Below are 22,292 nucleotides of genomic sequence, written 5' to 3'. Positions count from 1 at the left end.
GACAAACCCCCGGGGATCATGACGTGTGCCCGCCCTGGGCGGCGCCGCGGGCCTTGGCCGCCTGCTTGGCCGGGCGCACGTAGAAAATGGCGCACAGATAGAAGATTGCCGACAGCACGATTTCGATCCAGGCCATGGCGGCCGACAGCGGGGCCGGATCGGAATAGGCCCGCACCGCGCCTTCCATCAAGTACAGCAAGATCAGCATGCTGGCCCACTGCGTGGTGTAGATGCGCCCCTTGAGCACGCCGCGCAGCGGCAGCAGCAGCGGCAGCGCCTTGAGCGCCAGCAGCGAGCCGCCCGGGCGCAGCGGCGCCACGCGCAATTCCCACGCCAGGCACAGGACGATCAGGGCGACCAGGCTGAGCACCGCGCCCAGCCACAATTTGGAACTTGGTTGTGGATTCATGCTGGTATTATCCCTCGAATGCGGGCACAGAATCTCGATGCATGCGCGGGCGCGCCTGGCCCGCGAGCCGCGATGCCCCGCGACGCTGGCGGCGCACCTGCGCCGCCGCCATGATCGGCCGCATGGCGACGGCAAACAGGAGACCGGTACATGACGAATGCCCCGACACCGCAAGCCCATACCGAAGCATCGCCCGCAGTTGCGGCCGGCTCGGACAAGGCGGCGCGCGGGGCCGGCCCCGCGCCCGACGCCGCCGCGCTCGATACCGCCGCGCCCTGGATCCCGGTCCACGACGACAGGCCCAGGCTGGGCTTGCGCGACTTGCCCTGGCGCCACCGGGTCGCCAAGGTGCTGCGCTACGCCGCGCGCCGCGCCGACGACCAGAACCTCACCCAGACTGCGTCCAGCCTCACCTTCACCACTGTGCTGGCCATCGTGCCCATGCTGGCGGTGGTGCTGTCGCTGTTTACCGCATTCCCGCTGTTCTCCGATTTCCGCCAGGCCCTGGAAGACTTCCTGGCCAATAACCTGATGCCCGCCACCGTGTCGGACACGATCATGAAATACCTGAACATGTTCGCCGCCCAGGCTTCGCGCCTGACGGCGATCGGCGGCGTGTTCCTGATCGTGACCTCGATCTCGCTGATCATGACCATAGACCGGGCGCTGAACAATATCTGGAACGTCAAGAACCAGCGTCCGCTGGGGCAGCGCATCCTGATGTACTGGGCCATTATTTCCCTGGGGCCGGTGCTGGTGGGCGCAAGCCTCTGGGCCACATCGTTCCTGACGCGCGAGTCGCTCGGGCGGGTGGCCGAAGTGCCGGCGGTGGTGAGCGTGGCCCTGTCCTTCGTACCGGTGATCGCCACCGGCCTGGGCTTCACGGTGCTGTTCTGCATGGTCCCGAACCGCGAGGTGCGCTGGAAGGACGCCATGGCCGGCGGCTTCGGCACCGCCATCGCGCTGGAAATCATGAAGGCCGGCTTCGCCTACTACCTGACGCGCTTCCCCTCTTATACCGTGATCTACGGCGCCTTCGCCACGGTGCCGATCTTCCTGCTCTGGATCTACCTGTCATGGCTGGCGGTGCTGTTCGGCGCCGCCTTCGCCGCGACCCTGCCGCTGCTGCGCCTGCGGCGCTGGGCCGAACACCCCGCCCCCGGCTCGCCCTTCATGAACGCCATGGGGGTCCTGGCCTTGCTGCATGCCGCCCGCGACGCCACCGAACCCGGACGCAGCGCGCAGTTCCTCGGCAATCACCTGCACGTCACGCAAGAAGAATTGCTGCCGGTGCTGGACGCACTGACGCAGTTGGGCTACGTGGCGCAGACACGCGACAAGAGCAGCCGCTGGATGCTGGCCTGCGACCCCAGGCAGGCGCTGGTCGGCCCGGTAGTCGACGCGCTGCTGATCGACCGCGCGCATAGCGGCCTGGACTTGCATCCACGGCTGCAGCAGGCCCTGGCCGGCAGCGTGGCCGAGTCGGCTGATCCCTGCCTGGAAGATATCTTCGCACCGGCTGCCGGCGCGCCGAACCCCGAAGCCGCTGCCTGACACGAATTCGCCGGCACGAATGCGCCGATACGAACCCGCTGGCACGAACCCGGACAGGCCGACGCCCGCGCACGCGCGCCTTCCGGGCCTCTGATCGGTAACGCCCTAAGGAAAGCGCCGCAAACGCCACGCGCCTGCGACTGCGGAATCACGCCTGCATCAGGGGCCGCAGCTTTCTGACGTTGTCCAGTTCCGCCAAACGCCACACCGCGTCGCACAAGGCCAGGGCGCCCTCGGCACCCAGCACCGGCGCCATCAGGTCCGAGGCCTTTTGCCGGACCTCTTCGGGACTCATGGGATTGGGCGGAGTGCCGCGCACGGCCTGCGTGTGATGCGTCACGGCCCGGCCATCGTTCAGCTTCAATTCGACGATGCCCTGCCGCACCGGCATGGCGCGCGACAGCTCATCGTCGCCGAACAGACGCACACGACTGCGCAGCGCCCGCACTGCAGGGTCCGCCATGCGGCCGCGGTCGTGCGCCGTGGCGAAGCCCAGCGTACCGTCGAGCAGCATCACCGCTATCAGGTGCTGCAGGCAGATTTCGGGCATGTCCCTGTCGTTGACGATGGTCAGGGATTCGTGCGGGATGCGCACGGTGATGCCGGCCACGTCCGCGGGGGAAAATTCATGCGCGGCCAGCAAGGCGTGCAGCGCATCCAGGGGCGCCTGTATGGGCGAGCCCACAGTCCATCGCTTGATGCTGGTCTCCAGGATCTCGTAGCGGCTGCCCAGGCCGCGGATCAGGATATCGCGATCGGCATCATTGCCGTACGCATCGAAGAAACAGCGTTCTCCGGAAAACACATCGTCCACGCCGGTGAATCCGCTGGACACCATCAGCGCGGCCGTCACGCCGTTACGCGCCGCCATGCCGCCGAAATCGAATGCCTTCTCGATATGGTCCTTGTCGCGCATCCAGCAGGACACCCCCGAGGCCTGCTGGGCGGCGTAGGACAACACATACCTGGCCTGCGTCTCGTTCACGCCCGCCAATGCGCCGGCAGCGGCCGCGGCGCCGAAATTCGGCCCGAAGGTATGCGACGAATGCCCGGCAGCGCGGAATTCATAAGCCCCCAGGGCCAGAGACATGCGGCAGCACACGTCATAGCCCAGGACGATAGCGCGCAGCAGTTCTGCGCCGCTGCGTTCATACAGGTCGGCAGCGGCAAGCGCCGCCGGCACTATGCCGCAGCCCGGATGCGTCAGCGACTCGGCATGGGAATCGTCCGTTTCATCGGCATGCGCCAACATGCCATTGACCAGGGCGGCGTCGATGGCCGTGGCCAAGAAACTGGTGCCCGCCACGCAGGCCTGGTCGCTCTTGCCCAGGACCTTCAGGTATTCGATGGCCTTGCGCCCGGGCGGCAGGCGCGACCCGGACACCATGGCGGCCAGGGTATCGAGCAGTTGAAAGCGCGCTTTTTCCTGCACCTCCGCAGGCAGCGGCCGGTGCAAGGCACCGGCAATATATGCCGCCAGTTCGGGCATGGGCGACGGCCTGGCCGCATTTTCGGACGTCATCATGGCGCGGCTCCGGCAGATAGTGCAATGAGATCGAATAAGAACTTGTTCATGCCTGCTCTCTGGTTCTCCGATTTACGCGCACAGGTCCATCAACGCCCGCACATCCGTTTGCTTTTCCAGTTCCGCCACCCAGGCGCAAATGCGCTCGGCGCGGTCCGCACCGACGACCGGCACGGCATTGGCCATGAATTTCTCGCGAATCGCATCGTCGGACATCGGATTGGCCACCGTGCCCGCGGCATGGTCGATGTGAATCGTGTGCTCGCGGCCGCCCGCCACGACTCGGGCATATGCCTCGTCGTTGTCGAGGGTGTCGTCTGCGTGCACCTTCACCTTCTGGCGCAAGGCTATGATTTCGGGGTCGCGCGCACGCTGGTCGGTGTACTGCGCCACTCCGGCGGCGCCGTCGCGCAGCGCCACGGCGGCGCAATGATAGATGCTGAACTTGGACTTCAGCCCGGTCTGGGGCTCGACGACGCCGGTGATCGACAACACCAGCGGATGGACGCGCAATTCGACCTCGCTCACCTGCGCGGGATCGAGCCCGGCCTGTTTGCGCAAGCCTATCAGCGCATCGATGGCGGGATGCAGGACCACGCCGCAGGCATAGGGCTTGTGGCCGTTGCGCACGATTTCCCAACGCTGGCCCAGCTCGTCGAGCACGGCCTGCGGCACGGCGGTTTCGCTATATATCCGGCAAAAACCGCGCGAGCCTTCGATGATTTCGTCGGAACTGTCGAAGTTGCGCTGCGCCAGCTTGGCGGCCAGAATCCCGTTGGAGGCGGCCTTGCCCGCATGGAACGACTTGCTCATCGTCCCGCGGTTCTGCTGCATGCCGGCGGCCTGCGTCCCGGCGATTCCGAGGGCATGCACGAATTGCTGCGGATCGAGGCGCAGCAGCTTTGCGCAAGCGGCGCCGGCTGCGAGGGTTCCCAGGGTTCCGGTGAGATGCCAGCCGCCTTTGTGATGTCCCGGGCTGGCCTGCCCGATCCGCACTCCGGCCTCGAAGCCTGCGACATATGCGGCGATGAGGTCTGTCCCGCTGGCCCCCGACATCTGGGCCAGCGCCAGGAGCGCGGCAAGCACGGGCGAACTGGCATGCAGCACCACGCCGGCCATGTGCGTGTCGTCGTAATCGAGCACATGGCCCATCTGGCCGTTGATCAGGGCCGCGCTGAGCAGGCCGCTCTGGTCATTGCGGCCTATCAGGTTGAACCCCGATTGCGTGTCCAGCTCGTGCATGGTGGACACCAGGATGTCCAGCGTGGAATGGCGGCTGCCCGCCAAGGCGCAACCCAGCCAGTCGAGCACGCCCCTGCGCGCCGCGCTGACCACCTCGGCAGGAAGGTCCTCGTATCGGAAGCCCGCCAGGTGCTGTGCCAATGCGACCGTGACTTTGTCTGTTTCCGCTGCTGCCGCCATTTTTCGTGTGTCCTGCGTCATGCCTCAATTCGCCTTGATATGCGCATCGTGGACGACCTTGGTCCATTTAGCGATTTCCGAACCCAAAAACTTGTCGGTCTGCGCGGGGGTGCCGCCTACCGGGTCCAATTTGTAATGGGGAAGCTGCTCCTGGAGGAAAGAGGCCTTCAGTGCGCGATTGGCCGCGCTGCTGAGCTTGGCGACGATCGCCGGCGGCGTAGCCGCGGGCACGAACAAGCCGTACCAGCCGGTGACTTCGAAGCCGGGCAGGCCGGACTCCGCAATAGTGGGGATCTTGGGCGCGTACTTGGTGCGTTGCAAGGAACTGACGCCAAGCGCGCGCACTTTTCCGGACTGGATCAAGGGCATCATTTCCATAAGCGAGCCGAACATCATTTGCACCTGGCCGCCCAGCAGCGCCGTAGCGGCGGGCCCCGCCCCTTTGAAAGGCACGTGCACAATATTTATCTGGGCCATGCTCTTGAACAGCTCGCCGGCCAGATGGATGGCGGATCCCGTTCCCGCCGAAGCAAAGTTGTATTTGCCCGGGTGTTCCTTGGCCAACTGGATGAGCTGCTTGAGCGTGTGCGCCGGAAACTTCGCGGGCACGACCAGCACATAAGGCCCTTTTCCTATGGTTGCTATGCCGGCGAAGTCCTTGGCAGGATTGAAAGTCAGCTTGTCGTAGAGCGCCGGAGCCGAGGCCAGGGCGATATTGCCCATCAGCACGGTGTAGCCATCGGGCGCCGCATGCGCCGCAGCGGTGATGCCGATGACGCCGCCCGCGCCGGGCTTGTTTTCTACCACTACCTGCTGGCCCAGTTCCTTGGCCAAGGCCTGGGCGGTCAGGCGGCCTATGCCATCGACTGCGCCTCCCGGCGCGAAGGGAACGATCAGGTGCACGGGATTGCTGGGATAATCGGCTGCGGAGGCGGGAGCCGGCGCGACGATTGTTGCGGCGCACAACAACACAGCCGCCCGCAACATCGCCCCGAAGGGGCGGGTTTTGCTCGCCGGCAGGCGACGCGCCGGAATACAGTCATACATCGAAGTCTCCTTGTGATCTAGTGCGCGGCCCATGCATCATCGGCCGCCCTATTCGCTCTTTTGTCAGGCGATTCAGCCTTGCAATAGTAGTTAACAATTCTGGCGATCACTAGGACGCGAACTGTCAACACGTCTTCAGGATTCGTGACGGATGGGCCGGGCGGCTGCAGTGTTGCTGGCCTTCGCGTCGATTGGTTTTTGCGCTGCCCGGCCAGGGTGTTGGTAGCCCCTGCGTTGCCCGACCCCTACGTTTCCTGGCTGCTACGTTTCCCGGCCCTTCTGCATTGCCTGGCCTCTGCGTCACCCGACCTCTGCGTTGTCCGCCTCCTCCTCCGCTCGTTTGCGCTTGACCATGGCGCCCCCTCGCAGCGAGATCTCGCGGAAACACAATGTACGGAAAAGCCGGCGTCGCTACCTTTCGGTATGGTTTATGATGCAAAATAGACGTACGGCAATCGCCGAGCGGGAGGCAGCCATGTTGAAAGTCAGTGAAATTCTGCGCGTCAAGGGCAACGCGCTTTACACCGCCACGCCCGACATACCCATCATCCAGGCCCTGGAAACCATGAGCGAGCAGGACATCGGCTCGCTGGTCATCATGGAACACGGCCAGCTCGTGGGCATGCTCACGTTCCGGGAAATCATCCGCCACTTGCACGGCAATGGCGGCAATACAGGTTCTAACACCATACGCAGCATCATGGACGACGCGCCGCTGAGCGTCTCGCCCAATACCGATGCCGACGAGGTGCAGCGCCTGATGCTCGAAAAGCATGCGCGCTATATCCCCGTCATGGACGGCCCCATGCTGCTGGGCGTGATCTCCTTCTACGACATGGCGCAGGCCATCGTCGCGGCCCAGCAGTTCGAAAACAATATGCTCAAGGCCTACATCCGCGACTGGCCGGGCGATTCCGAGTCCGCGCAGGCCTGAGACCGCCGCTTATCGCGATTTATTGCGGCTTATTGTTGTTTATCGTCGTTATCGCCGCCCCGGGCGGCCCGCTAGGGCCGTCCACCTCGAAGGCCAGGCGAGCCTGGCCGGCCGGATGAGGGATTCCGCAGCGCCGCCAAACCGCGCTGCGCACGCCGGCTCGGCACAAGTGCATGATCGCCCCGCAGCGACCGGCATACGCGGCGGGCCTCGGGTTCAGGCGCTGTGCAACAGCAAGTCCGACCAGGCCCGCTCAATCAATTGCGCGTCGTTGCTTTCCAGCAAGTTCGGATCCGACAAGCTGCGGCGCCAGTGGCGCGCGCCTTTGCGCCCATTGACCCAGCCCAGCAAGGGCCGCACCACGATGCGCAGGGGCACGCCCTTGGCCACTTCGCGCGCCGCATAGGCGCTGATCGCATGCACCACCTGGGCCGGCTCCAGCAGCGGCGCCTGGGGCTCGATGAGACGTGTGAGCTGCGTCAGGATGCCCGGATTGTGCCAGGCGGCACGCCCCAGCATCACGCCGTCGAAATCGCGCAGCAATGCCAGCGCCTGCGGCGCCTCGACGATGCCGCCGTTGAGCACGATGTCGCAGTCGGGGAAGTCGCGCTTCAGTTGCAAGGCGTCGTCATAGCGCAGCGGCGGCTTTTCGCGGTTGTCCTTGGGCGACAGGCCCTTGAGCACGGCATTGCGCGCGTGCACGATGAACACGCGGCAGCCCGCAGCATGCAGCGTCCCGACGAAGTCGCGCACGAAACCGTAGGAATCATCGTAGTCCAGGCCCAGCCGGTGCTTGACCGTGACCGGCACAGAAACCGCGTCCTGCATGGCCTTGACGCAATCGGCGACCAGGCGCGGCTCGGCCATCAGGCAGGCGCCGAAGGCGCCGCGCTGCACGCGTTCCGACGGACAGCCGCAATTCAGATTGATTTCGTCATAGCCCCACTGCTCGCCCAGGCGCGCGCAATGCGCCAGCAGTTCGGGCTCGCTGCCGCCCAACTGCAGGGCTAGCGGCTGCTCGGCCGGGTCGAAATCCAGATGGCGCGCCACGTCGCCGTGCAGCAGCGCGCCGGTGGTGATCATCTCGGTATACAGGCGCGCTCCCGGCGCCAGCAGGCGATGGAAGTAGCGGCAGTGGCGGTCAGTGACATCGATCATGGGCGCCACGCACAGGCGCCAGGGTGAAGCCGACGCCCCGGCGCCCGCCTCGCGGGCCGGGTCCTGCGCCACATCGTGCATTGAAAATCCTTGGTGCTGCATGCACCCCTCGTTCAAACGGAAAATTCCGGGCGCCAGTATTTTACGCAAAAGCCCCTCGCGGCATTGCGGCAGGCGCCGCCACGCCCGGCACCAGACTAGTCTAAAATCAAACGCCCCCCTTTGTCGGGGCATTTTTTCATAGTTCCCGGAACCCGTCCCATGGCCGTATTCACCTCTGTCAGCGATGACGACGCGCGCAAATTGCTCGAGCGATACACGCTGGGCGACCTGGTCAGCCTGCGCGGCATCACCGCCGGCATCGAGAACACGAACTTCTTCCTCACCACGACGCACGGCGAATACGTGCTGACGATCTTCGAGGTGCTGACCGCGCAGCAACTGCCGTTCTATATCGAACTGATGCATCACCTGGCCGAGCACGATATTCCCGTGCCGCAGCCGCAAACGCTGCGCGACGGCTCGCGCCTGACCTCGCTGCACGACAAGCCCGCCATCATCGTCACCCGCCTGAGCGGCGGCTACGAGCCAGCCCCCGGCCCGGCCCACTGCGCGCTGGCCGGGCAGACCCTGGCGCAGGCGCACCTGGCGGGAAAATCGTTCACGATCCGGCAGCCGAACCTGCGCGGGCTGCCGTGGTGGCGCGACACTACGCCGCAAGTGCTGCCGTTCCTGAACCCGGAGCAGGCCAGCCTGCTGCGCCAGACCCTGGATGAACAAATTTCCTTCGCGGCCGGCGACATCTATCCCGAATTGCCCTCGGGCCCGGCGCACTGCGACCTGTTTCGCGACAATGTGCTGTTCGACGGCACCTTCGAAATGCCGCGCATGGGCGGTATCATCGATTTTTATTTCGCCGGCTGGGACACCTGGCTGTTCGATGTGGCAGTCAGCGTGAACGACTGGTGCATCGAGCAGGCCACCGGCGTTTTCGATCTCGAAAAACTGCGCGCATGGCTGGGCGCCTACGCGCAGGTACGACCCTTCACCGAGGCCGAGCGTCGCGCCTGGATGACTGTGCTGCAGGCGGCCGCCCTGCGCTTCTGGCTATCGCGCCTATACGACTTCTACCTGCCGCGCCCGGCCCAGACCCTGAAGCCGCACGACCCGCGCCATTTCGAGCGCGTGCTGCGGGAACGCCGCAAGGCGGTGGCCCTCGCCCTACCCTGACATCACCGGAAACCGAACACACCATGCAAGCAGCCATACTCCCCGTCAGAGCCGGATGGCAATGGATACAGGACGGGGCCGGGATCTTCAAGCGCCAGCCCATGCCCATGTTCTTCTGGAGCCTGATGACCGGGTTCCTCATCACCTTGGCCTACATGATCCCGCTGTTGGGCCAGATGGCGCTGATCACCGCCATGCCGCTGCTGACCTTCATGTCGCTGTGCGCCTGCCGCCACATCAGCGACGGCGACCCGATGCTGATACATATGTGGCTGGAGCCCCTGCGCAAACCCGACGTGCGCAAGCGCCTGGTCCGCCTGGGCTTTGCCTACCTGGCCTGCTGCCTGGCGGGCGGCTTCGTTTCCACCCTGCCTTTCATGAGCAGCATCATGAACGCGGTCGGCTCCAGCGGCCCCATCGACGAACTCGCGCTGATGCAGGCCGTGCGCGGGCCTTTCATTACCTTCGGGCTGCTGTACGTGCTGATCTCGGCCCTGTTCTGGCATGCGCCGGCCCTGGTCGGCTGGCATCGCATCAAGCTTTCCCAGGCGCTGTTCTTCTCGATGGTGGCCTGCTGGCGCAACAAATGGCCGTTCCTGGTGTATGGCCTGAGCTGGGGAGCCGTGTTCCTGGCGGTGCAACTGCTGGGCAATTTGATGACCGACATGGGCATGGACACGAGCTTGGCGCAAATCCTGCTGACCCCGCTCAATCTTATCGTCGCGGCATTGCTGTATTGCAGTTTCTACCCCGCATACGTCAGCGTGTTCGGCAAGAACTATCCCAGCGCGACATAGCCTCGCGCGCCAACTGCGCGTGGCCGGGCCACGCCGCGCAATAGCCCGCCGGCAGCTCCAGCACCGAGCGCGCCGCGCGGCACCATGCGACACGGCCCGGCGCCAGGCTGTCGATACGCCTCGACACCCGCAGGCGGCTGTCCAGGAACAACAGGTCTATGGGGCGCGCCAGCCCAAAGGTGTGGACGGCCCTGCAGGGGTCCAGCCACAATGCCCAGCCGTCGGCGGGAAATGCGTAGGCATGCATCCCGAGCAGACGCTGCCAGGGGCTGCGCGCCACATACAGCCTGAAGGCCGACCGCGGGGCCGTCATGACGCCAGGCCCAGCAGCCTGGCCGCTATCGGCAGCCCTATGATCAGGAAGGTACAGGGGAAAATGCAGAACACCATGGGGAACAGCATTTTTACCGGGGCCTCCAGCGCCAGTTTCTCCGCCCGCAGGAAGCGTTCGCCGCGGCGCTGGTCGGCCTGGGCCCGCAATATCGGCGCCAGGCTCATGCCGAGCTGATCGGCTTGTGCAATGGCTGCGACCAGGCCGAAGACTGCGTCCAGGCCGCAGCGCGAAGCCAGCCCCTGCAGCGCCTCGGACCGGGCCTTGCCGGCGCGCATGTCGGCCAGCGCATGGCGCAATTCGTCGCGCAAGGGGCCCGGCGGCCCATGGGCCGCTGCCTGCTGCAGGGCGCCGTGCAGATTCAGCCCTGCCTCTACGCACAAGGTGCCGATGTCCAGCAGAAACGGGAATTCCTTGAGCATGATGCGGCGTCGCGCCGCGGCGCGGCCGCGCAGCCAATAGGCTGGCCAACACAGCCCGCCCGCCGCCGCTGCCGGGACGAACGCAGCGGCCGTGCCGACGGACATGGCGCCGAGAAACATCGCCAGTATCGGCGCCGCCGCCAGCACAATGGCGGCCAGAATTTGCAAGGCGATGAAATGCTCGGCCTGCCAGGACGCAGGCAGCCCGGCGCGCAGCAGGCGCGTGGCCAGCGAGGCACGCAAGTTCCAGGGTATGAAGGGCCGGCTGGCGGCCGCGCACGCCGCTACCCACGGCCAGGCCCAGCGCAATGCCGCGGGCACCCGGAAATCCACAGCCGCTGCCGCGGAACCGCCCCGGGCGGCCCAGGGCATTACGACCAGCCAGCACAGGCTGCACAACGAAATCCCCGCCGCGAGGCAGGCCAGCCAGAACCACATGCGATCCTCCGAACCTTGGATGGCTTATTCCCTGCTGCCATTCCCTTTTTAAATCGGCCATGAACGAGCAAGCGCAGCGCGGACGGCATACTCAGCGCGGCAAGCAAAGCAGACCAGGCGCTCGGCCGACTTAGCAATGATCAGACATCGATGGCCACGATGCGCCGTATGAACATGACCCCGGCCGCTTCGAGCACGACGATCAATCCCAGTGCCGCCCAGCCCGCGGGGGTGTGCCACAAGTAATGCATGGAGGCCGGATCCACATACTGCAGGGCCAGTGCCAAGGCGCCCGGCATGCCGGCCATGACCCATGCCTGCAGCCTGCCCTGGGCGGTCAGCGCGTGGATGCGGCCGAGCAGGTGCAGGCGCGCGCGCAAGGTGTCCGCGATGCGCTCCAGGGTCTCGGCCAGGTTTCCGCCCGTATGCAAGGAAATATTCAGTGCCGACACCGCCAGCCCGGCCGCTTCAGTGGGCATGCGCCGGTAGAGCGCCAGCAGGGCTTGTTCCAGCGGCACGCCCATGCGCTGCTGGCGCAGCATCAGGCCGAATTCCTGGGACAGCGGAGGCGCCGCCCTTTCGACGATGTGGCGCAATGCGGGCTGCAGGCCCGATCCGGCGCGCAGGGCCGAAGCCAGGGTGCGCAGCATGTCGGGCAATTGTTCGTCGAAGCGCCGCAGGCGGCGCCGGCGCATCGCCGCAACCAGGTATTGCGGCACCAGCAGCGCCATTGCCCCGAGGGCCATGGCCAGCCAGGCCATCCCCGAAGCCAGGTAGCAGAATAAGGCCAGGGCCGCGCAGCCGCACAGATTGGCCAGCCACAACTGGGCCGGATCGACAAACAGGAAGAACTCGCTCATGCCCGCCGTCACCTGCCGGCTGAATGCGTTGCGATAACGCCGGTAGGCGGCGCCGATCCAGCCTTGCAACAGCCAGCACGCCAGGCCGGCAAGTATCGTGACGCAGGCGATGAACAGAAATATCATGCCGCCCCCGTCGCCGTGGCCGGCCGCCCGCCGGCAGCGGCATCGAATTCGCCCGTCGCCGGCGGGTTGCACTGATTGAACAAGGCGGGATCCAGGCCCTGGGCGCCTTGCGGGCGGGCAGAGGCGAACTCGGGCAAGACCCCGCAGCCCAGAAATGCGCGTTCGGGGTGATCCTGGTAGCGAAACAGTTCCTGGGTCTGGATGCGGCCGCTTTCGACGCCGGTCACCTCGGCAATAGAGGCAATGAGGCGGCGCCCGTCGGCCAGCCTGGCCTGCTGCACGATGATGTCGATGCTGGAGGCCACGTGGTCGCGTATGGCCGGCAGCGGCAAATCCATGCCCGCCATCAGTATCATGGTTTCGAGGCGCGCCAGGGCATCGCGCGGGCTGTTGGCGTGCAGCGTGGTAAGCGAGCCCTCGTGGCCAGTGTTCATGGCCGCCAGCATGTCGAATGCTTCGCCGGCGCGGCACTCGCCGACCACAATGCGGTCGGGCCGCATGCGCAGCGCATTGCGCACCAGGTCGCGGATGTCCACCCTGCCCCTGCCCTCCAGGTTGGGCGGCCGCGCCTCGAGGGCCACCAGGTGGGCATGGTCGAGCCGCAGCTCGGCCGCATCCTCGATGGTGACGATGCGTTCGCCTTCGGGAATACAATTCGACAAGACGTTGAGCAGCGTGGTCTTGCCGGAGCCCGTGCCGCCGGACACGATGATGTTCTTGCGCTGGTGTACGCAGAACCGCAGGAACTCGGCCATGCAGGCATCCAGCGCGCCGGCGCGCAGCAAGTCGTCCATGGCCAAACGCCGCTGCGGGAACTTGCGTATGGTCAGGCATGCGCCGCGCAAGGCCAGTGGTGGAATGACGGCATTGACCCGCGAGCCGTCGCGTAAACGCGCATCGACCATGGGCGAACTCTCGTCGATGCGCCGCCCCAGCGGCGAGACGATGCGCTCGATGACGCCCAACACCGCCTGCTCGCTGCTGAACCCGCCCTCCAGGCGGCGCAGGCGGCCGCGCGCCTCGACATAGATCTCGTCGTGCCGATTGACCATGATTTCCGTGATGGAAGCGTCGGCCAGCAAGGGCTCGAGCACGCCCAGGCCCACTGCTTCGTCGACCACCGCGAGCGCCAGCGCCTCGCTGTCCAGCCCTGCCGGCAACTGCGTATCCTTGGAAAGAATATCGCCCATGGCGGCCATGGCCTCGCTGCGCAAGGCGGCGTCGCTCATGCTGGAGACGTCGCGGCGGCGCAAGTCCAGGGCATCGAGCAAATTCTGGTGCAGGCGCCGGCGCAACAGCAATAGATCGCCGGCATCCGCAGCGGCCGGCACGAGGGCGCGAGGGCAAACCTCGGCCGGAAGCTCGGCCTCGCCGGCGCTGGCCGCAGGACCTGCATGTGCTTCCATACCAGGCGGCAATGCCTCGCGTTTGTGGTCGAGCGCGCCGGCAGTGGTGTCGCGCCTGCGGGTATCGGCCGGACCGGAAGATGCCGGGCCGGGGCCGCTGCTGCCCGCAAGGTTTCGATCGCGGCCGGAGTCGTCTACACAAACGTCCAGAGCCGCAGCGCTCGCCTCCACCGACGGTGCGGGCTCCAGTACGCGGCGCAGACATATCAGGCACGGCCCCACGACGATTTCGTCGCCCACGCGCAAAGGCCCATATTGGGACACGCGATGGCTATTGACGAAGGTGCCCCAAAGCGAGCCATGGTCTTCGAGGAACACGCCGGCCTCGCGATGTTCCAGTCTTGCATGGCGCCGGGCCACCCGCCACGACTTGAGCCGCAGCCCCGCGTCGGGATCGCGCCCTATCTCCAGGGGCAAGGGCCAGGACGCATCGCGCATGGTTCCGTCTTCGAAGCGCAGCAGTACATCGAGCATGCTTGGTTCCCCAGGGTTCGTACACCCTAAAAAGCGGGCCCCTTTTAAAGGCGGGCGGGCCCTATTCCTTGAAGTCGTGCAGATTGGCGCCGAGGCGGCCCGGCCCCCAGGGCGGCGCAGGCTCGACGGACGCGGCATATGCCGTCGCCGAGGCGCCCGGCAAGGACTGCGACCATTGCGAACCCTTGCCGTGGCGGGGGTCCCAACCGCCTGCCGGCGCGGGCAAGGGCGGCGGCAAGCGCGGCGCGCCGGGATGCGCACTTACCGTGCGCAGCGGCGTATTCATCAAAGGCGCTTGCGGAAAGCTGCGATCGAGCAAGGCGCGGCCCCGCTCGACCCGGCGCATCAGGGCGGGATCGTCGGGCGCGACCACGACCGGAGTGACGAAAATGGCCAGTTCGGTATCGGTGCGCTGCCGGCGCGTCGACTTGAACAGCTCGCCCAGTACCGGCACATCGCCCAGCAAAGGCAGCTTGTCGATATTGCGCGAGGCTTCGCGCGACAGGAAGCCGGCCAGCACCAGGGTCTGGCCGGAACGCACATTGAACTCGGTGACGGCACGGCGGGTCTTGAGCGCAGGCCCGTTGGACACGGACAAAGACTGGTCGACCGAGCTTACTTCGACTTCGATGCGCGAGCGCACCGCGCCGCTGCGCTCTATTTTCGGAGTGATGCGCAGGGACACCCCATAGGGCTTGAACGCCGTATTGGTGCCGCCATTGGCTTCGACCGTGGAATACGGAACCTCGCCGCCCGCCAGGAATTCGGCCGTGGCGCCGCTACGCGCCAGCAACTGCGGCTGGGCAAGGACGACGGCCGTGCCGTCTTGCGCCATGGCGCGGATCTGCGCGGACAGCACCGCGTTGATGCCGAAATAGCCGGCCGCCACGCGCGCCGGGAAGGCGGCGTCGAACACGGATTCGCCGGGGCGCGCCCCGAATCGCGACGAGCCGCCGTCCCAGGCCATGCCGGCATTCACGCCGCCATCGCTGGCGGCGTTCCAGCGCACGCCGAGTTCCTGCAGGCGCGAACGCGGCACTTCCACCACTTGCACGTCGAGCAGCACCATGCGGTCCCAGCCCACCTGGCCGGTGAAATCCAGCAATTGCGGATAGCGCTTGGCCAGGGCCGCCACGCGCTCGCGGTCGCCATCGGAAAGATCGTCGCCCTCGGCCACCAGCTTGTCGCCGATCGTCGAGACGCGCACGGCGGGCATGCGTTCGAGCATCTTGCGCAATTCGGCCAGGACACGGCGCGTCCCTTCGGGCGCGACCTCGACCCGATAGCGGCGGCGCTGCCCTTGCGCATCCCAGACTTGCAGCGAGGTCGAGCCGGCGTGGCGGGCGAACACGATCACTTCCTTGTCGTCGACAGCCTGTGCATTGAGCACCTGCCCATCGCCGACGGCGACGCGCGCCACCTGCGGCTGGGCCAGAACCTTTACCTCGCCCACCTGCATTTCGAGCGGAGTTTCTACGGGTGCCGCAAATGCGCGCGGCACGGCGAAGCACACCGACAGGCCGCCCAGCAGCGCGGCCATGCGGCGCCACCAGCCACGCGCACGCGGCGTATATCCATGCGTCGCCGGATATGCGCACGCATGGCGGCTCGCCCGCCTGACGCGGCCCACGCCCGCGGCGTACGCCGGGGCCTCAAGGCCGCGCAGGCGCCGCATGGCGGGGCTCCGACAGGCCGGCTTCGCGCATCCAGGCGCTGGCAAGCTCGGGCGTATATGGCAGATCGAAAACCCCGCGGGCAGCGCCCTGCCCGGCCGCCTGCGCGGCAATAGCGGCCAGGCCGGGTATGCCGCGCAGCGTACGATTGCCGTAGATGACTTGTACCTTGCCCTTGGCGCGCTCGGGCTTGGACTCGGCCACGCCCAGCAGGGTTGCAAGATCGCCGCGCACGGCGCGCTGGTCGGGCCGCCCGTCGTCCGGGTGGCGCAACAGGGCGGTTATGGTGCCACCCTGGCGCGCAGCCACGAGCTTGATGGCGTCTTCCGGCGAGGTATCGAGCGTGACCGTGGTGTACCCGCCGGCCCGCTCGGCCCCGGCTTCGCCCGAGGCGCGGGTGGAGTGGCCCGTGGCCAGCACCAGCACGCCTTGCAGCAGCGGCGCCGTAATGCGGCGGCGCTGGTATTCGAACGATACGTACAGATCGATCAAGTCGCCGGGTTCGAGCAGGCCCGACACCGAGTTGATGATGTCCACGGGAATGGTCATGGCGCGGCGCCCGGCGCCGATCTGGCCCGAGAACGGAGCCCTGCGTGTCCTGGCGGTATGCACCGGCAGGATCGGGTCTCCGGCCTTCAACGAGGAAAGCAGCACGCCGCCCACCAGTTCCTGGAATCGCGATGGCGGCATGCTGTCGCTGGACGCCGTGGCGGCCGGCACCTTGCGCACGGCGAAATGCTCGGCGCTCAGTTTCGTGCCTAGAGGCAAGTCGTCCGCAGCCACCACACGCTCTACCATGGGCACGCGGGCATCGGCCTCGAGCTGGCGCGCGCGGTCCTGCAGATACTTGCGGGCCGTCCAGGCCGCGAACAAGCCGGCCAGCACGGCTATCGCCAGCAGGGCAACGCTGCGATTGGGTATGGGCAGGCGCATGAAGAGTCCTCCGGATCAGGGCACGCGGACAATGAACCACTGGTACAAACCGGCGCCGGGCTCGGAATCTGCCGGAACCGGGCCGCCGTAATGGTTATGCATACAGGGCTACGCATACAGGCTAGGGATCCGCATCGAGGCGCACATACACCGCGCTGCCTCCGGCCAGAGGCACGAAGGTCAGCAGCAGGCCGTGGCCATTCTTGTGCCAGGCGCGCACGGTTTCCCGGCGCGTGGGCTTGGGGATATCGCCGACAGGGGCGCGCAGCCACCCGCGCGTCCGCAGCCGTTCTTCCACTCGCGCGCGCAGTTCGGCCGGCGGCCAGGGGGCGGCATAGATCTGCTGCCGTACGCGCTTGCCGGGCTCGCCGGACTCATGGCTGGCGCGCAGATGGGCCTGGGGCGGCATCCAGTCCATGCGCAGCGCATCGCGCGTATCCAGGGCACGCCGCAGGCCGGAGACATCCACCGGCAGGCTGGAGACCACCCCGGCGCTGCCCCGCCCTTCGGCCACCAGTTCGGCCACCCAATGCGTGGTTTTGTAGGTTCCCGACAGCACTACCCGTTGCGGAAAGACCAGCATCTGCTGGAATACGCCGGCATGCTCGGCCAGCGCCCGCGCAGCCTGCGGCAAATCCAGGCTGGAACGCATGCCGCGCCACGTCATCGGCAAGCCAAAGCCGTGTATCGTCTGCGGCGGCTGCCAGCTTATGCGCGGGATGCGCGACAGGGCGAGATCCGGGGCAAGCGTGCTCGCCGCCGGCACGCCGCAATACGCCAGCCATGCCAGGAGCGCGGCGCAGGCCTTGGCCGGCAAATGAACTGGATGCAAGAGCCACAGCGCCCCGCCGCGCGTGGGCCGGCGGACGCAAGCATGGGCCGCAGCCATACACGGTTCAGTCGCCCGCATGGCTAGCTCCGCCAATATCCTGAATGCGTTGCGGCCCCAGCGTATCCGACACATGCTGGCCGGGCACGCGGCCGGCCCAGGGGCCGAGCCAATCGAAAACAGGCTCGGCGCGCCCCCAAGGGCGATCCAGGCCGCCGGCCCATGATTGCACGCGGCGTCCCAGTGCGTAGGAGCGATCGGCGGCATCGGCCCAGCCCAGGCCCGAACCCGCAACGCGCTGCTGCGCCTGCGCATCGGACGCAGCATGCCCGGCCCCCGCGAGAATCGCGGTGTGGCGGCGTATCCCGGGCCGCCATACGTCGAACTGCGCCAATCCGCTGGCTGGCAATGCCTGCTCGCCGGCGAAAGCGTCGACGGCGAGGTGTGCCGTAACCATGCCGGTGTCCCCGACGCCCCAGCCCTGCCGCAAGTCGCGGGCATCGACATGCAGCCCGCCTGGTTGGGCCTGCGGGCCCAGCGCTTGCCCGCGCTCGACTTGCAGCGATATCTCGGACAGCCCGGCGCTCAGGAGGCTGGCGCCACGCCGGTCGCGCCATAAATGAGCCGGGCCGGAAAAATGCCCGCCGCGGATTTCTTCCAGCGGCCGGGCGGCGGAATCGCGGGTTGCCGCGAAGGCGGCATAACGGCTGGCATGCTGGGCCTGCAGGGCAACGTCCTGCCAACGCAGCAGCCACGCCGTACCCACCCAGAGAGCCCCCAGCAACAGCAGCACCAGCAGCGCTTCCGCCGCGGCCTGGCCGCGCTGGGGATGCTCATCGTGGAAACCTGTGTCGTTGCCGTGCGGCATGCAGATGCGCGGGCCATCGGCATGCACCGTAAACATAGGCGGATACGCAGCGCACATGCGTGCGTAATGGATATGCTCGGGGATATGCTCGGGGATACGCTCGGGGATATGCCCGGCACCAGCCGGGAAAGGACGCAGCGCTGGCATGAGGCAAGGGACGGTCATGGGCGCACCTGTGCGGAAGCGGAGGCGTCGGGCCACGCCAGCCTGGCCTGCCAATAAGGATGGAACAGATTGGGGCTTTCGTCGTAGCCGTCAGTGCGAGGCTGCGGACGGGCGAAAAAAGTCTGGGCGGCGCTGCGGCTGGTAAGCCGTACGCCTTCGGGACCGGGGTGGCGGAATTCGACGGTGAAGCCGAATACACCCGAACCGCCGGGCTGCGCCACATCGAAATAGGTAGGCAGGCCGCCTCCGCGCCAGCGCTGGCGGCCCGCCACGGCACGCGAATTGGCCAGCGGATTGGCGTCGCCCGCATGGATGTCCCAATTGGTGGCCTCACTGACCCAGCGCCAGAAGTCCTGGGCCGAAAAATCATCGGGCGGGTCTTCTACATAGATCGAGCTTGGAGCCTGGCCCGGCGCGCTGGGCACCCAGCCCCAGCCCATCGGATATTCGCGATAGTAGCAGCCTATCCAGCGATTGGAACGCAAGGCATGAAAGGACTCGGTGTCTATGGACTGCCAGCGCCCGACGGCATCGATTTCGGTGACGCCGCGACGCCGCAGTTCATGGCGCAGCCAGGGACAACGTTCATCGACGATCCAGGGGCTTTGCAAAGTGTGGTCGCGCGGATCCAGGAAACTGTATAGCCGCGCCACATCCTGCACGAAACCGTGCAGCCCGCGGTGCCCGGCATATAGCTGCAAGTAGCCCGGCCAGGTGTCATCACGCACAGAAATGTCGAACCGGCCGCCAGCCTCGGCCTGCTCCGAGCCGCCCGGCGCGCCGGACGCGCCGGACATGCTCGATGTACCTGATGCACCCGATGTACCCGAAACACCGACGGCTTCCGCGATGCCAGAAGCATCGGCAGAATGTGACCGATCGCCCCATTCCGGATAATTGCGCGCCAGCACTTGCTGCATGGCTGCCAGGCGCGCACCCGGCAGCCCGGCCACGACCTCGTGCTGCACGGCATCGAAAACACGCTGCACGACGTCGTCATGCGCGGCATAGGCGGCGGCCAGTTCCCCATCGACATTAGCCAGGGCGGCCGCCTGCCCCGCGGCTGCCCTGGCGGACTGATAGCTCGCGCCATGTGCCGCGCCGAAGAGCATGGCAATAAGATAGGCCGGCGGATTGCCCCTGCCGGCTTGCCGCGCCTGGGCATCGGCAAACAGGGCCCAGGAGCCGAGCGTGACGAGATGCGCCATGGCAATCTGGTGCCCGATCTGGGCGCGATTCAGATAGGCCAGCATGTTCATCGCCCTGGCCTGCACCAGGGCCCCGCTGTACGCGGCGGCATCCAGTGCGTGGGTCTGGCGCGCCTTGGCGCCGGCGACCTGGCCCGCGGCGAAGTAGCGCAGCAGCGCCAGCGAGGCCAGGGCCGCCAGCAGCATGCCCAGCACCAGGGCCTGGCCCGACTGCGGATGCTGTGCACGTGTGCGGAATTCCGGCTTCATTGGGTCGCCCCCGCGGCATTGCCGGTGAAAGATTTCAGCGACTTGGCCGCGGCTTGCGCTGCGGCCGATTCAGCGGCGGACTGCGCCATGCGGGACAGTTCGGTGCCGTCTTCGCCGGCCAGTTCCTTGGCCATGGCCGCGGTCTGCGAGCGGATCACTTGGCCGAACAACTGGTAGACGGCGATTGCGGCCACGGCCACCAGCGCCACGACGATGATGTATTCGGTCATGCCCTGGCCGCATTGCCTTGAAAATGAGCGCCGTGTCGATCGCCGCATGACCGTCTCGCTGTAGTGGATGGATGGGCTCCAGTTTGGGCCGGCATGGCGCCGCCCACAATTCGCAGAAGCCGAGCTGGCCAATTCCGCGATGCCGGCCGCCGCGACCAGCGACGCGGGGCGTGGCATGCTGTGGAATATCCGCAAGATAGTCCCGCGCGGAATGGCCGAGAATCGACGGCCGCCGCCAACGGATCGACCGCTTGCGCAACGACGGCCTGCAAAACGGCAGCATGCATAGCGACAGCGCACAAAAAGCCGGCATGCAAAACACCACACGCAGGATTCTTGCGGCGCTCCCCCGCAAGGCATCAGGAAATGGAAATCCGCCGCCTCGATACGCAATAAAAAACGAGGGCCCGCAGCCTATAATTTTTTATCTTTTGCCTGCCGGAGCCCTGCGCGAGGCCTCGCCCGCCCTGCAGCGGGCTTCGCGGATACTCTGCCATGCAGGCATATCCGGCCGGCATGGCCGGCCCGCAAAGACCGGCCGGGCATGTTCCCCTTCAATTCTACGGAGCCCTCATGACCACTCGCGACGACTGCCTCGCCATGGACCAAGCCGACGAGCTGGCCCAGTTCAAGAACGAATTCGCGCTGCCCGCGGGGGTCGTCTACCTGGACGGCAATTCGCTGGGCGCGCGCCCCAAGGCCGCACTGCAGCGCGCGCGCCAGGTGGTCGAGCAGGAATGGGGGGAAGACCTGATACGCAGCTGGAACACCGCGGGATGGTTCGAACTGCCGGGCCGGCTCGGCGACAAGCTGGCGCCGCTGATTGGCGCACAAGCCGGCGAAGTCGTGGTCACCGACACCACTTCCATCAATCTCTTCAAGGCGCTCGCCGCGGCCCTGCACATGCAGGCGGAAAACCCCGCCACGGCCGCGCGCCGCGTGATCGTCAGCGAACGCAGCAACTTCCCCACCGATGTCTACATCGCGCAGGGCCTGGCGCAATGGCTGGATCGCGGCTACGAGCTGCGGCTGGTGGACTCGCCCGAAGACCTGCCGCAGGCAATAAATGCCGGCGTCGCCGTCGTCATGCTGACCCACGTCAATTACCGCAGCGGCCGCCTGCTGGACATGCCCGGCCTGACCGCGCATGCCCACGATCAGGGCGCGCTGATCGTCTGGGACCTGGCGCATTCGGCCGGCGCCCTGCCCGTGGAGCTGGAACGCTCGAACGCCGACTTCGCCGTCGGCTGCACCTACAAGTATTTGAACGGCGGGCCCGGCGCGCCGGCCTTCATCTGGGTGCCCAAGCGCCACCAGGCCCGCTTCGGCCATCCGCTCTCGGGCTGGTGGGGCCATGCCAATCCCTTCGCCATGAGCCCGGAATTCGCGCCCCACCCCGGCATCGCCCGCGCCCTGTGCGGCACGCAGCCGATTACCTCGCTGGCGATGGTCGAGCCGGGCCTGGACATGTACGCCCGCACCGACATGGCAGCGCTGCGCCGCAAATCCCTGGCCATGACCGACCTCTTCATCCGCCTGGTCGAAGACCGCTGCGCCGGCCAGGGCCTGACGCTGGATACGCCGAGAGAGCACGCCTTGCGGGGCAGCCATGTCAGCTTCACGCATCCGCAGGGCTACGCGGTGATGCAGGCGCTGATCGCGCGCGGCGTCATCGGCGACTATCGCGAACCCGGCATCATGCGCTTCGGCTTCACCCCGCTGTACCTGAGCTACGCCGACGTCTGGGACGCGGTGGACACGCTCGCCGACATCCTGCTGCGCAAGGCCTACGATGCCGGCGCCAGGCGCTCCGCGGTGACCTGAAACCCGGGCACAGCCGCAAGCCGTATATGCGACGTATATGCGAGGCCGCAGGCCGGCCGCCCCGCCGCCGTCCCGCCGCCGCTACGGCGCAAGCCGGCGGCGCGGCCGGGCTACGCAAGGCCGCGGCTGTCTGTATCCAGCCACACCCCTCGCATGCCCCGGCCCCAAACGCTGGCGGCC

The 22,292-nt window shown here is 66.8% G+C and carries 20 protein-coding genes; 5 read left to right on the top strand and 15 right to left on the bottom strand.

The window, feature by feature from the left end; translation table 11 throughout:
- Positions 1–16: 16 nt before the first annotated feature.
- Positions 17–409 (bottom strand): DUF2069 domain-containing protein, encoded by a 393-nt coding sequence (locus KVP10_RS00220; RefSeq protein ID WP_217962437.1) that lies wholly within the window; start codon positions 407–409, stop codon positions 17–19.
- 150 nt (positions 410–559) lie between these two features.
- Here KVP10_RS00220 and KVP10_RS00215 point away from each other — a divergent pair, with 150 nt between their 5' ends.
- Entirely contained in the window at positions 560–1,963 is a 1,404-nt protein-coding gene (locus KVP10_RS00215) for a YihY family inner membrane protein (protein ID WP_217962436.1), read from the top strand.
- A 148-nt stretch (positions 1,964–2,111) separates the two neighbouring features.
- On the opposite strand, the gene KVP10_RS00210 is transcribed toward KVP10_RS00215, so the two are convergent.
- The 3 genes from KVP10_RS00210 to KVP10_RS00200 form a co-directional block, all read right to left on the bottom strand.
- Positions 2,112–3,488, bottom strand: coding sequence for an MmgE/PrpD family protein (locus KVP10_RS00210; RefSeq protein ID WP_217962435.1), 1,377 nt, complete (start codon positions 3,486–3,488; stop codon positions 2,112–2,114).
- A 72-nt stretch (positions 3,489–3,560) separates the two neighbouring features.
- Entirely contained in the window at positions 3,561–4,910 is a 1,350-nt protein-coding gene (locus KVP10_RS00205) for an MmgE/PrpD family protein (RefSeq protein ID WP_217962434.1), read from the bottom strand.
- A 24-nt stretch (positions 4,911–4,934) separates the two neighbouring features.
- Positions 4,935–5,957 carry a Bug family tripartite tricarboxylate transporter substrate binding protein gene (locus tag KVP10_RS00200; RefSeq protein ID WP_217962433.1) on the bottom strand — a complete coding sequence of 341 codons (1,023 nt, stop codon included), beginning with the start codon at positions 5,955–5,957 and terminating at the stop codon, positions 4,935–4,937.
- A 475-nt stretch (positions 5,958–6,432) separates the two neighbouring features.
- On the opposite strand from KVP10_RS00200, the gene KVP10_RS00195 reads away from it, so the two are divergent.
- On the top strand, positions 6,433–6,891 hold the full coding sequence (locus tag KVP10_RS00195; protein ID WP_217962432.1) for a CBS domain-containing protein: 459 nt from the start codon (positions 6,433–6,435) through the stop codon (positions 6,889–6,891).
- A 216-nt stretch (positions 6,892–7,107) separates the two neighbouring features.
- On the opposite strand, the gene dusA is transcribed toward KVP10_RS00195, so the two are convergent.
- Positions 7,108–8,130: a tRNA dihydrouridine(20/20a) synthase DusA gene (dusA, locus tag KVP10_RS00190; RefSeq protein WP_217963034.1), complete on the bottom strand. Its 1,023-nt coding sequence runs from the start codon at positions 8,128–8,130 to the stop codon at positions 7,108–7,110.
- 180 nt (positions 8,131–8,310) lie between these two features.
- Here dusA and KVP10_RS00185 point away from each other — a divergent pair, with 180 nt between their 5' ends.
- A complete protein-coding gene (locus KVP10_RS00185) occupies positions 8,311–9,279 on the top strand; it encodes a homoserine kinase (protein ID WP_217962431.1) in 969 nt (322 codons plus the stop codon).
- Positions 9,280–9,302: 23 nt separating this feature from the next.
- On the top strand, positions 9,303–10,076 hold the full coding sequence (locus KVP10_RS00180; RefSeq protein WP_217962430.1) for a BPSS1780 family membrane protein: 774 nt from the start codon (positions 9,303–9,305) through the stop codon (positions 10,074–10,076).
- On the opposite strand, the gene KVP10_RS00175 is transcribed toward KVP10_RS00180, so the two are convergent.
- The 10 genes from KVP10_RS00175 to KVP10_RS00130 all read right to left on the bottom strand — a co-directional run bounded on the left by KVP10_RS00175 (position 10,039) and on the right by KVP10_RS00130 (position 20,336).
- Entirely contained in the window at positions 10,039–10,389 is a 351-nt protein-coding gene (locus tag KVP10_RS00175; protein WP_217962429.1) for a DUF192 domain-containing protein, read from the bottom strand. The genes KVP10_RS00180 and KVP10_RS00175 overlap by 38 nt on opposite strands.
- Entirely contained in the window at positions 10,386–11,267 is an 882-nt protein-coding gene (locus KVP10_RS00170; RefSeq protein WP_217962428.1) for a type II secretion system F family protein, read from the bottom strand. Before KVP10_RS00170 ends, KVP10_RS00175 begins: the two co-directional genes overlap by 4 nt.
- A 140-nt stretch (positions 11,268–11,407) precedes the next feature.
- Positions 11,408–12,253: a type II secretion system F family protein gene (locus KVP10_RS00165; protein ID WP_217962427.1), complete on the bottom strand. Its 846-nt coding sequence runs from the start codon at positions 12,251–12,253 to the stop codon at positions 11,408–11,410.
- Complete coding sequence (locus KVP10_RS00160) at positions 12,250–14,097, bottom strand: TadA family conjugal transfer-associated ATPase (protein WP_425514638.1); 1,848 nt, start codon at positions 14,095–14,097, stop codon at positions 12,250–12,252. Before KVP10_RS00160 ends, KVP10_RS00165 begins: the two co-directional genes overlap by 4 nt.
- Before the next feature lie 97 nt (positions 14,098–14,194).
- Positions 14,195–15,673, bottom strand: a complete 1,479-nt coding sequence (locus tag KVP10_RS00155; protein WP_217962425.1) for a type II and III secretion system protein family protein — start codon at positions 15,671–15,673, stop codon at positions 14,195–14,197.
- 112 nt (positions 15,674–15,785) lie between these two features.
- A complete protein-coding gene (cpaB, locus tag KVP10_RS00150; RefSeq protein WP_217962424.1) occupies positions 15,786–16,739 on the bottom strand; it encodes a Flp pilus assembly protein CpaB in 954 nt (317 codons plus the stop codon).
- Positions 16,740–16,860: 121 nt separating this feature from the next.
- Complete coding sequence (locus KVP10_RS00145) at positions 16,861–17,628, bottom strand: hypothetical protein (RefSeq protein WP_217962423.1); 768 nt, start codon at positions 17,626–17,628, stop codon at positions 16,861–16,863.
- A gap of 7 nt (positions 17,629–17,635) precedes the next feature.
- Positions 17,636–18,601, bottom strand: coding sequence for a hypothetical protein (locus KVP10_RS00140; protein ID WP_217962422.1), 966 nt, complete (start codon positions 18,599–18,601; stop codon positions 17,636–17,638).
- Complete coding sequence (locus KVP10_RS00135) at positions 18,598–20,058, bottom strand: hypothetical protein (protein WP_217962421.1); 1,461 nt, start codon at positions 20,056–20,058, stop codon at positions 18,598–18,600. The genes KVP10_RS00140 and KVP10_RS00135 overlap by 4 nt, the downstream gene beginning before the upstream one ends.
- Entirely contained in the window at positions 20,055–20,336 is a 282-nt protein-coding gene (locus KVP10_RS00130) for a hypothetical protein (RefSeq protein WP_217962420.1), read from the bottom strand. The genes KVP10_RS00135 and KVP10_RS00130 overlap by 4 nt, the downstream gene beginning before the upstream one ends.
- A 525-nt stretch (positions 20,337–20,861) precedes the next feature.
- On the opposite strand from KVP10_RS00130, the gene kynU reads away from it, so the two are divergent.
- Positions 20,862–22,112 (top strand): kynureninase, encoded by a 1,251-nt coding sequence (kynU, locus tag KVP10_RS00125; RefSeq protein ID WP_217962419.1) that lies wholly within the window; start codon positions 20,862–20,864, stop codon positions 22,110–22,112.
- Positions 22,113–22,292 lie beyond the last annotated feature (180 nt).

Origin of the sequence: Candidimonas humi (assembly GCF_019166065.1) — a bacterium.
GTDB lineage: Bacteria > Pseudomonadota > Gammaproteobacteria > Burkholderiales > Burkholderiaceae_B > Candidimonas > Candidimonas humi.
This window is presented reverse-complemented; position numbering and strand designations above follow the sequence as displayed.

Bases quoted from the DNA above. Each gene is read 5' to 3' on its own strand.
- KVP10_RS00220 (WP_217962437.1), bottom strand. From the start codon at position 409: ATGAATCCACAACCAAGTTCCAAATTGTGGCTGGGCGCGGTGCTCAGC.
- KVP10_RS00215 (WP_217962436.1), top strand. From the start codon at position 560: ATGACGAATGCCCCGACACCGCAAGCCCATACCGAAGCATCGCCCGCA.
- KVP10_RS00210 (WP_217962435.1), bottom strand. From the start codon at position 3,488: ATGATGACGTCCGAAAATGCGGCCAGGCCGTCGCCCATGCCCGAACTG.
- KVP10_RS00205 (WP_217962434.1), bottom strand. From the start codon at position 4,910: ATGGCGGCAGCAGCGGAAACAGACAAAGTCACGGTCGCATTGGCACAG.
- KVP10_RS00200 (WP_217962433.1), bottom strand. From the start codon at position 5,957: ATGTATGACTGTATTCCGGCGCGTCGCCTGCCGGCGAGCAAAACCCGC.
- KVP10_RS00195 (WP_217962432.1), top strand. From the start codon at position 6,433: ATGTTGAAAGTCAGTGAAATTCTGCGCGTCAAGGGCAACGCGCTTTAC.
- dusA (WP_217963034.1), bottom strand. From the start codon at position 8,130: ATGCACGATGTGGCGCAGGACCCGGCCCGCGAGGCGGGCGCCGGGGCG.
- KVP10_RS00185 (WP_217962431.1), top strand. From the start codon at position 8,311: ATGGCCGTATTCACCTCTGTCAGCGATGACGACGCGCGCAAATTGCTC.
- KVP10_RS00180 (WP_217962430.1), top strand. From the start codon at position 9,303: ATGCAAGCAGCCATACTCCCCGTCAGAGCCGGATGGCAATGGATACAG.
- KVP10_RS00175 (WP_217962429.1), bottom strand. From the start codon at position 10,389: ATGACGGCCCCGCGGTCGGCCTTCAGGCTGTATGTGGCGCGCAGCCCC.
- KVP10_RS00170 (WP_217962428.1), bottom strand. From the start codon at position 11,267: ATGTGGTTCTGGCTGGCCTGCCTCGCGGCGGGGATTTCGTTGTGCAGC.
- KVP10_RS00165 (WP_217962427.1), bottom strand. From the start codon at position 12,253: ATGATATTTCTGTTCATCGCCTGCGTCACGATACTTGCCGGCCTGGCG.
- KVP10_RS00160 (WP_425514638.1), bottom strand. From the start codon at position 14,097: ATGCGCGATGCGTCCTGGCCCTTGCCCCTGGAGATAGGGCGCGATCCC.
- KVP10_RS00155 (WP_217962425.1), bottom strand. From the start codon at position 15,673: ATGGCCGCGCTGCTGGGCGGCCTGTCGGTGTGCTTCGCCGTGCCGCGC.
- cpaB (WP_217962424.1), bottom strand. From the start codon at position 16,739: ATGCGCCTGCCCATACCCAATCGCAGCGTTGCCCTGCTGGCGATAGCC.
- KVP10_RS00145 (WP_217962423.1), bottom strand. From the start codon at position 17,628: ATGGCTGCGGCCCATGCTTGCGTCCGCCGGCCCACGCGCGGCGGGGCG.
- KVP10_RS00140 (WP_217962422.1), bottom strand. From the start codon at position 18,601: ATGACCGTCCCTTGCCTCATGCCAGCGCTGCGTCCTTTCCCGGCTGGT.
- KVP10_RS00135 (WP_217962421.1), bottom strand. From the start codon at position 20,058: ATGAAGCCGGAATTCCGCACACGTGCACAGCATCCGCAGTCGGGCCAG.
- KVP10_RS00130 (WP_217962420.1), bottom strand. From the start codon at position 20,336: ATGCGGCGATCGACACGGCGCTCATTTTCAAGGCAATGCGGCCAGGGC.
- kynU (WP_217962419.1), top strand. From the start codon at position 20,862: ATGACCACTCGCGACGACTGCCTCGCCATGGACCAAGCCGACGAGCTG.